The sequence below is a fragment of the Streptomyces sp. NPDC101151 genome (assembly GCF_044768335.1).
In the GTDB taxonomy this organism is placed as follows: domain Bacteria; phylum Actinomycetota; class Actinomycetes; order Streptomycetales; family Streptomycetaceae; genus Streptomyces.
On sequence record NZ_JBIWPP010000082.1, the window covers coordinates 1 to 9,381 of the forward strand.

4 protein-coding genes and 1 pseudogene are annotated in these 9,381 nt (G+C 68.4%); 4 read left to right on the top strand and 1 reads right to left on the bottom strand.

All coding sequences use genetic code 11. The features are described 5' to 3' along the window. Nucleotides 1–294: 294 nt before the first annotated feature. Nucleotides 295–575, top strand: a pseudogene (locus ACIRU3_RS46700) (transposase); the annotation flags it as partial. A 216-nt stretch (nt 576–791) separates the two neighbouring features. Here ACIRU3_RS46700 and ACIRU3_RS46705 read toward each other — a convergent pair. Next, entirely contained in the window at nt 792–4,709 is a 3,918-nt protein-coding gene (locus tag ACIRU3_RS46705; protein WP_404070406.1) for a response regulator, read from the bottom strand. A gap of 583 nt (nt 4,710–5,292) precedes the next feature. On the opposite strand from ACIRU3_RS46705, the gene ACIRU3_RS46710 reads away from it, so the two are divergent. The 3 genes from ACIRU3_RS46710 to ACIRU3_RS46720 all read left to right on the top strand — a co-directional run bounded on the left by ACIRU3_RS46710 (nt 5,293) and on the right by ACIRU3_RS46720 (nt 9,216). Further along, complete coding sequence (locus ACIRU3_RS46710) at nt 5,293–6,606, top strand: ABC transporter substrate-binding protein (RefSeq protein WP_404070408.1); 1,314 nt, start codon at nt 5,293–5,295, stop codon at nt 6,604–6,606. A 120-nt stretch (nt 6,607–6,726) separates the two neighbouring features. Further along, a complete protein-coding gene (locus ACIRU3_RS46715) occupies nt 6,727–8,040 on the top strand; it encodes an ABC transporter substrate-binding protein (protein WP_404070410.1) in 1,314 nt (437 codons plus the stop codon). 627 nt (nt 8,041–8,667) lie between these two features. Continuing rightward, complete coding sequence (locus ACIRU3_RS46720) at nt 8,668–9,216, top strand: hypothetical protein (protein WP_404070412.1); 549 nt, start codon at nt 8,668–8,670, stop codon at nt 9,214–9,216. The last annotated feature ends 165 nt before the right edge of the window (nt 9,217–9,381 follow it).

Genomic DNA, 9,381 nt, shown 5'->3' on the forward strand with positions numbered 1-9,381 from the left:
AACCGGCTGACGTCGCCCGCGCCGCTGGTGCGGGTGGAGGACTGGGCCAGGTGCTGGGCGGTGGAGGAAGTCTTCGGGATCGAGCCCGGTCTGCTTGAACTCGCGCAGTTCCGCGCCGAACGGCGCACACGTCGCGCATGACCTCTTCGCAGCGCTTGAGGATGTCGTCGGTGAACCGTCCACGCTGTGCCAGGGCGTGGAGGGTGTGGACGACCGTACGGCCCCTGCGGATATCGGGGTTTGGCTCCCAGCGTGGTGACATAGATCAACGTTATGATCACGCTCTAGTGCAACCTCGCCGCGGCGAGTCCCGATCTGCTGCGCGCGATGGTCAAGACGTTGCCAACGCGCTCATGTCCGCCGAGGCCGACGCTCTCTGCAACGCCGAATACGGGCAGCGTGAGTGGGACACTGGGGCCGGCACTGTCGAACTCGCGGTCCCCAAGCTGCGAACCGCAAGCTACTTCCCGCACTGGCTACTCCTCGAACGACGCCGACGGACCGAGCAGGCCCTCATCTCGGTGGTCGCCACCGCCTGCCTCCTCGGCGTCTCCACCCGCCGCAGCGGCCGGTTGCGTCTTCTCCGCCATGACTTGTCCGATCCGCTTGACCACGGGCCCGAGGCCGAGCCCCCAGCCAGGCTGTCATGTCACGGACTTACACGATCTTTCAGACACGCTCGAATGGGCTGGAGCAGTCGGCATGTCACGAACCCCCAGGTCACACCCAACGTCTGAGATCTCTACCGAACCCGGAACGGTTCATCCTGTTCTACTGGTGGGGCGAGGGTGCTATTGGGGTGACTGGTGCGCGAGTGTCAGCTTCGTGTCCTGGACGGCTTGGCGCGCGGGAGGGTAGGAGGCTACGACGTCCTGGGCGAGGGGGGCGGCTTGGGCCAGGTGGTCGGCGGCGGCCAGGGCCTCCAGCTGCTCGCACAGTGAGGCGAGCTGCTGCAGACCGAACGCTGTGCCGTTGGACTTCAGCGTGTGGGCGGCCCGGCGCACTGCTGGTGCGTCTGTCTCCTGCAGGCCGTGGCGGATGGCGTCGATCAGATGAGGCGAGTCGCTGAGGAAGGCGTCCAACAGGACAACGACGGCCTCGGCGCCGAGGGAGTCGACCAGTGACTGCACGGCGTCGGGATTGATGACCTGCGCAGGGGTGGCCATGGCTGTCTCCGGTAGTGCGTGCTGCGGTGGCGGGGCGTCGTCGGTGCTGTGGTGGCGGGGGGTGAGGCGGGCGAGGGTGTCGGCCAGGGTGGTCATGGTCAGGGGCTTGGTGAGGTAATCGTCCATGCCGGCGGCGATGCACGCCTCGCGATCCTCCTGCATGGCGCTGGCGGTGAGCGCGATGATCCGGGGCCTCTGGCTGGTGGGCCACTGACGGTGGATCGCCCGGGAGGCGTCGAGGCCGTTCATGACGGGCATGTGGACGTCCATCAGGACGACGTCGTAGGGCTTGCGGTGCAGGGCTTCGAGCGCCTCGGCTCCGTCGCTGACCGCGTCTGCCGAGTAGCCGATCTTGGCGAGCATGCGCAGGGCGAGTTGCTGGTTGAGGCTGTTGTCTTCGGCCAGCAGGATTTGCAGCGGTGCCGGCTGGGGCAGGGCTGGCGCCGGCGGGGCCGCTGGGCGCGGGGCTGCTTGTGCCGCCCGGCGGGGCACCAGGGCGCGGCACAGGCTCTCATAGAGCTGCGTGGCCTTGACGGGCTTGGTGTGGTGAGTGACAGCGGGGGACAGGTCCTCGGGGCGGGTGGCGGGTTTGCCGAGGGGCGTCAGGAGGATCATCGGCAGGCCGGGGCGGTGGCGGCTGATCTGCTGGGCGAGGTCGACCCCGTCCGTGCCGGGCGTCTGCAGGTCCAGGATCGCCGCATCGAAGGGGTCACCGTCGCGGATCCGTGCCAGGGCTTCCTCCGGCGATCCGCAGGTGCGGACGTGCATGCCCCAGGCGTCGGCTTGATGGGCGAGGGCCCTGCGGGTGGTCGGATTGTCGCCGACGGCCAGCAGGCGCTTGCCGCGCAGTGGGCTGAAGGACTCGGTGGGGTGCGGCGGCAGCGGTGCGGTGGCCGCCCGTGTGGCGATGGTGAAGTGGAACGCCGAGCCGGTGCCGGGGGTGGAGTCGGCCCAGATGGTCCCGCCCATCTGTTCCACCAGGCGCTTGCTGATGGCCAGCCCCAGACCGGTGCCCCCGTAGCGGCGGGTGGTGGAGGAGTCGAGCTGCTCGAACGGCTCGAACAGTTGCGGGATCCGTTCGGCAGGGATGCCTACTCCCGTGTCACGGATGCAGAAGTGCACGCTGAAGGCGCCACCGTCTGTGCCGGGGGGAGAGGCCGGTGACAGGGCTGCCGGCGCCTTCGGTCCGCCGGCGGCCTCGGCGGGCTCGTCCGGCTGGACACGGGCGGCGGTCAGCACGATCTCGCCGCTGTCGGTGAATTTCACCGCGTTGCCGAGCAGGTTGACGATGATCTGCCGCAGCCGCAGCCCGCTCCCGATGATCTCCTCGGGCAGCTGCGGGTCAATGATGCAGGCCAGGTTCAGATCGGTCTTCTCCCCGGCTTTGAGGGAGATCAGGTCGAATGCCGACTCGATGCACCGGCGCAGGTCGATGGGTGCATGCTCGAGCTCGAACTTGCCTGCCTCGAACTTGGAGAAGTCCAGGATGTCATTGATGATCGTCAGCAGGCTGTCGGCGCTGGTGTGAATGTTCTCGGCGAAGTTTCGCTGCTCCTCGTTCAAAGGAGTGTCCAGCAGCAGCTGGGTCATGCCCGTGACCGCGTTCATGGGGGTGCGGATCTCGTGGCTCATGGTCGCCAGGAATACGCTTTTGGCCCGGTTGGCGCTGTCGGCCGCCTGCGCCGCCGCCTCGAGCGCCTTGGCGGCGATCTCACGCTCCCGTACCCGGCCGAGCTGGGCGATCAGGCCGGCGACCAGGGCAACGGCCGCCTCGCTGAGCTGCTCCAGATCGGTCGTGAAGAACTCCACCACCTCAGTGCTTGCCTGGTGGATGAGCACGGGAAAGGCCAAGGAACCGGCCACCGTCATGTCGTGCGGGAAGATCTCGGCCCACTGGGCTTCCGGCTCCAGCGGCTGCGGGCCCTGTGGCACACCGCTGGCATGGGCGAGCACAGCGACCGGAGACACGATGCGCCCAGCCAGTTGCTGGGCCCCGGACCGCAGGAGGACCGGCCGCTGCGCCCGCGTGTACCAGGAGGGTGAGGCCTTTAGCGTGGTGGCACCCGCAGGTGCGTCGGCTTCGTCGGAGGCTTGGGCGGTATAGGCGTGGGCGGCGGGCCAGCCCATGTGCTCGCAGATCAGCGGCAGCCCCTTGGCCAGGGCTTCCTCCCAGGTGGCTGCCGTGTTCGCGGCAGTGGCAACGCCTTGCAGCAGGTGCAGGGTGCGGGTGCGCTCCTGCAGCTTCGCTGTACGCACCCGCACCGTGTCCTCCACGGCGCCATAACTCTCCTGTAGATGGTCGGCCATGGCGTTGAACGTGGTGGCAAGCGTCGCGATTTCGTCATGGCTGGCCACCCGGGCCCGCCGGTCAAGGTTGCCGGCGGCCAGCTCCCTTGCGGCGTTGGCCACGCTGGAGAGGTTGTGGGCGATGCGGCGGGAGGTCAGCGTGGTCAGAGAGATGATCACTGCCAGCCCGGCGCCAATGATCACCAGCAGTACCGTGTTGTGCGTTCGGACCGCATTGATCCGCGTGTGCAGCATGTGCTCTTCCCGGCTGAACATGGCGTTCCACAGCCGTGTGTGGGCCTGCAGTGCGTTCCTGGTCAGCGCCTGGGCGCCGGCGGGAGTCACATTGGCGCCCTTGCCGGAGGTCACCAGGGCATTCGTCGCGCCGATCAGCGTAGTGACCGAGTTGCTGGCCTGCGCCAACAGCGGGGCCAGCGTAGGCCTGAGCGTGGTGTCGTGGCTGTTGGCCGGCGCCGCGTCGAAGGCACGGTTCAGGGTGTCGTTGAGCTGGTCGAGCTGCTGGGTGACCAGGAACGTTTCCTGGACCAGGCTGTCGGTCTGTGAGGAGGTGGCGCCTGTGCGTGCGGCCAGACCGAGCTCGTCGCCCAGCATACTGATCTGGTTCACCAGCGGCGGCTCCAGCGTCATCATCGCCAATCCGGTGTAGAAGGTGTCCAGCTGCGGATCGAGATGGAGCTTGGAGACATCGCCCACGTAGGAGTAGAGCGCCAGCACATTGCCGATCAGCTGGGGGGTGAAATTCACACTGAGTGCATCCACCGGACCGGTCGCCTTGATACCGGCCCATTCGTCGACCAGCTTGGCCGGCAAGAGCTGCTGCTTGCCTTCCCTGTGCAAGGTTGCATCCAGCTGTCGCTGCAAGGGGGCACTGGAGTCGGTCAGACGGGCGAGGTCCCTGTCGATCGCCGCTTCGGCCGCAGCGATCTGCTTTGGCCGAAGCGGCTGGCCGTGGGAGGCCTGGACGGACAGCGAACGGTACTGGAGCAGGTCCAGGGTCAGTGCGCTCAGCGGGCGCAGCAAGGCAGTGCCCTGCAGCTCGCCCTTGGCGATGTTGAGGTTGCTGTTTTGCTGGTTGATCAGATACAAGGCCGCCAAAGTCAGCGGGATCAGGAAGGCCAGGGCGATGGCACCCAGCTTGTGCCAGATACGCAAGGTGAAGCGTCCGGCGCGCCGGTGTCCATCCGGTTCCGGTGGCTGTGCCGCCGGAGCCGGGGAAGTGGGACCGTCGCGGCTCATCACAGGTACGCCCTTCAGCAGCTCGCCGGGCGGCACAGGACGCCTGGGCCCGCTGCTGACTCACCAGTCTGCGCCAAAAAAGTCACATGTGCAGGTGACTCCATCCGCGGCCACAGCTGCGGTGGGTTACACGGCTGCCCAGCAACGCAAAGGGCGGCCCCCGGCCCGTGCGTGCGAGGTGCGGCGGACGTCCACCGGGATCGGGGCTTGGCCCATCCCGGCGAGACGCCGAAGGGGTGCTCGGGGCTGAGATGACCGCGTCGCCGAGTACCGGCTGCGGCGCAGAGCGTCTGAGTCCCGGCTGATCATCTGGTGCCTTCACAGCAGGGGTGCCGGTGAGGGGGCGATAAGGCCCGCAGCGCGTGCCGCTTGCCCGCGGCGTGGGCGGGTTAGTCATGTCCATGAGAACTCTCATGGGCATGACCAGGGGGATGGACCCGATTGCGGCTTTGTTCCCCGGGGCGGAAAGTGGTGCTGTATCGCCAAGGGCGCAGCCGGCAGCAGCTACCCGCTCTCCCCCTCTCGTCGGCAGAACCGGTCGAGGGTTTGTGCAGCGCACGTTGGCACCCGCCGTGGAGCGCTTATGAACAGACACCTGCGCATCTGCGCCGTCTTGGTGACTTTGATGCTGGCGGCAGCGGGCTGCGGTTCGTCCCGCCCGGGCGGCGGAGCAGATGCGGTTCCCGGCGTGACCGCCGACACGATCATGATTGGGAGCCACCAGCCCCTGACCGGGCTGGCGTCTCCAGGAGGCAACGAGCTCGCGCCAGCCGCCAGGGCCTACTTCGACTATGTCAACTCCCAGGGCGGCGTGCACGGGCGCAAGATCTTTTTCAAGTATGTGGACGACGCCTACAATCGGGGCAACTCCCTGAGCGTGGTCCGCGAGCTGGTGGAGCAGGACAAGGTCTTCGCCATCCTCGACGGTTTTGGCACCGGCCCGCACGAGGCGGTTGCCGACTACCTGAACGCACGACGAGTCCCGGACCTTTTCCCGGTCTCCGGCTGCCCGTGCTGGAATGATCCCATCAAACGGCCATACACCTTCGGCTGGGAGCCCGACTACCGACGCGAGGGCAAGATTTTGGGCACCTACGTGGCCAAGGCTTTCGCCGGTAAACGGATCGCCTACTTCTACCAGGACGACGACTTCGGCAGGAGCGGTGTCGCCGGGTTGGACAGCGTCCTGCCGGGCGCCTCCGTGGTCGCCCGCGAAAGTTACAAGCCCCGCTACAACGACATCACGCGCCAAATGCGGGCCATCGCCCAGGCCAAGGCCGATGTCATCGTCGCCTTCTCGGTCCCGGCCGACACCGCTTTGCTGCGGCTGGAGCAACAGCGGATGCACAACAGCGCACGGGTGGTCGCCAGTTATGCGGGATCCGATCCGACGACACTGTCCGCCCTGCTGGCAGCCACCGGACCGCAAAGCGCGGTCACCGGGCGCGGCAGCCCGCTCATCCAGGGCATCATCACGGATGCGTTTTTGCCCCCGGCCGCCGACACCGCGAACAGCTGGACTGCGCTGATGAAGCAGATCCACAACCGGTATCTGCCGAACCGGCCTCTGAACCTGTATGCGCAAGCCGGGATTGCGACCGCGTACTTGTTCGTGCAGGCACTGCAGCGGGCGGGAAAGAGTCCCACACGCCAGTCGCTGGTGGCCGCGCTGGAGCGGGGAGGGCTGCCCGGACCGGGGCTCACGCCGCTGGCCTACAGACGCACCTCCCACGCCGGTCTCACCGGCGTCCAGATCGGCGTGATCAAGGGCGACGCCATCGTCCTGCAGGGACAGCCGCTGATCACCGACGACGGCAGCGGCCCCGTTACCCCCTACCGCGCCCCGCAGACCAAGGCACCGGCCAATGGCATCCCCGCCCCAGACACCCCCTCCTAGCGGCGGCATGCGCGCCGGGCGGCTCACGGGCAGCCGGAACGGTCTGTCCTGTCGGCCGGCCGCGCCCCGCACGGCCCCGACGCAGCCCGGGACGCGGACACGGCACGAGAGGGGTGGATCATGGCAGCCCTGGTAGGACGCCCCGCCCTCAGCAGGTGCCTGCGCGTCGTGTGCGTGCTGACGGCGCTGACGATGCTCGGCACGGCCTGCAGCGCCGGCGAGGACGAGACGACCCCCGGCGTCACCGCCACCACTGTCACGATCGGCAGCCACCAGGCCCTGACGGGGCCCGCTGCCACCGGCAGTTCGGTCGCCCCGGCGGCCAAAGCGTACTTCGACTACGTCAACGACCACGGCGGCGTCAACGGCCGAAAAATCATCTTCGATTACCGGGACGACGCCTACGTCCCCGCCAACGCCCTGACCGTGGTACGCAAGCTCGTCGAGAAGGACAAGGTGTTCGCCGTCTTCGGCGGATTCGGCACCTCGGCGCACCAGGCAGTCGCCGGCTATCTCAACGCCCACAAGGTCCCCGACCTGTTCCCGATCAGCGGCTGCCCGTGCTGGAACGACCCCGCGAAGCTGCCCTACACCTTCGGCTGGCATGTCGACTACATCCGGGAGGGCAAGATCCTGGGTACCTACGTGGCCAAGGCGTTCCCCGCCAAGCGGATCGCCTACTTCTACCAGGACGACGAACTGGGCAAAAGCGGCGTCGCCGGGCTGGACATGGTCATCCCTGCCTCCCGGGTGGTGGCCCGGGGGGCCTACCGCTTCGGGTACTCGGCCGTCACCACAGCAGCGCAGGCCATCATCCGGGCCAAACCCGACATCATCATCAGCTTCTCTCTCGCCACCTACACCGCGCTGCTGCGCCTGGCCCAGAAGAAGGCAGGGGACACCTCACAGCTGGTCGTCAGCCAGGTGGGGTCCGACCCCACGGCACTGGCCACCCTGCTCAGCCCGCCCGACCAGCCCAACGCCCCCGGGCAGTCCAACCCGCTGCTGCAGGGCATCATCACCGATGCCCAGCTCCCGCCGGTCGCCGATACCTCCAACCGCTGGATCGCCCTGGTGAAGAAGATCCACGACTCCTACATTCCCAGCCAGCCGATGAACCGTTATACGGAGATGGGCGTCGCGTCCGCCTACACCTTCGTCGAAGCCCTCCAACGAGCTGGCCGCAACCTCACCCGCCAGTCACTGATCAACGCCCTGCAACGGGGCGGACTGTCCCGCGGCCCCGGTCTCACCCCCCTTGAGTACAGCCCCACCTCCCACGCCGGCTACACCGGCGTCCAGATCGGCGTGATCAAGGACAACGGCCTCGTCCTGCAGGGCTGGCCCATGGTCACCGACGACGGCCGGGGAGCGGTCAAAACCTACAAGGCCCCGCCCACCCGGGTCCCCCCCGGCGGCATACCCTCGCCATGACCACCAGCGTTCCCTCCCACACCCTTGCCCCCGCCCCGGGTGCCGCGGAGTGGGATATGCCCAGGGGCGGCCGGAGCGGCTGGCACGGGCAGCGCCCTGCTGGTAGCCCGCGGTGCGCAGGGCGGCGCCGTAGTCGGAGAGTGCCGTAGCGTTGCGAGGCGGGTGGGACTGGACTGGAGCCGGTCGACAGCCCCGGCGAGGCGGTCCTTCTTCGCCGGGGCCCTGCAGCAGCCCCAGGACACCCAGCGTCCTGCCCACGCGCGCGGCACGCCCAAGCTGCGTGCCTGGCGCAGATCCTCGTAGGTCACGCCCAGCGCCTCCTCGTCACAGCCGAGCGCGTGCAGGCACAGTGCCGCTTCGGTGCGCCATCCGACCAGGGCGGGGCTGGCTCCGCCCCCGCTTCGAAGGCAACGCGATGCTCACAGGCTTTCCGTCGGCCGCGTCTCCTGCACCGTGTACACGGCAGCATTCGGCGTGTTCGCGGAAGGCACCGAGACCTGAGCGGTATCTGGGGTGTCTTGCACCGCTCGGGTCTGACCCGGCACGTGGGACGCAGCGCTGGCCAGCGCGGCGGCCCGGGCGTCACAGGCCCGGGGATCGCTGCGCATCGCCGGGCGCGATCTGCGGGTGCAGGCCGACGCGCGCACCCGGCGCGACGGGGAGCGTGGCATCGCGGCCTCCGTGGACGCAATGCGGCTCGACATCGGCGATCTCGCAACGTACCGCCCCGGCACCAGGCCCACCGAAGGGCTGCACCTGACCCGCGCCTCCGCACGCCGTCTGACCCGTGAGGCGGAGAAGATCAAGGCATTCCTGTCGATCCCGGAGATCGTGCACCGCCTGGGCGTCCCCGACAGCGCGGTGCGGGCGGTACTGCACGACGCGGACCGCCCGCACCAACTGACCGGTGCGCCACGCTTCCTGCACCGCCTGACCCGCGTCAACCTGGTGGACACTGCGCTGACCCACCCCCAGCTCCTCAAGCGGCTGGGCCTGGACCTGTCGCTGCTCACGACGCTGACCAAGCTCACCCGTCCGCAGATCGCCGACCGCTTCTCCTTCGCGTTCCAGCTGCCGAAACCGCCCGCGGGCGCGCTGCGCCTGCAGCGCGTGACGGTGGACAAGGACGGCATCCGCTCCGACGTCTCGGCGTCAGGACTGCTTCTGGGCCGCTGACCGCGGTCTCCGGACCAGACGCCGACCGGCGCGTTGGGGTACGGGACGTGGGGGGCGGGGGCGGGGCCCCCCGCCCCGACCCCCCCACCCCCAACTCGGCCCCCCAAATAAACAACTAACCCGCCCGCAAATAAAGGGCGGGGGACAAGTAGACAACCCCACCGG

Excerpts from the sequence above, each read along its gene's own strand:
- ACIRU3_RS46705 (WP_404070406.1), bottom strand. The coding sequence starts at position 4,709 with ATGAGCCGCGACGGTCCCACTTCCCCGGCTCCGGCGGCACAGCCACCG.
- ACIRU3_RS46710 (WP_404070408.1), top strand. The coding sequence starts at position 5,293 with ATGAACAGACACCTGCGCATCTGCGCCGTCTTGGTGACTTTGATGCTG.
- ACIRU3_RS46715 (WP_404070410.1), top strand. The coding sequence starts at position 6,727 with ATGGCAGCCCTGGTAGGACGCCCCGCCCTCAGCAGGTGCCTGCGCGTC.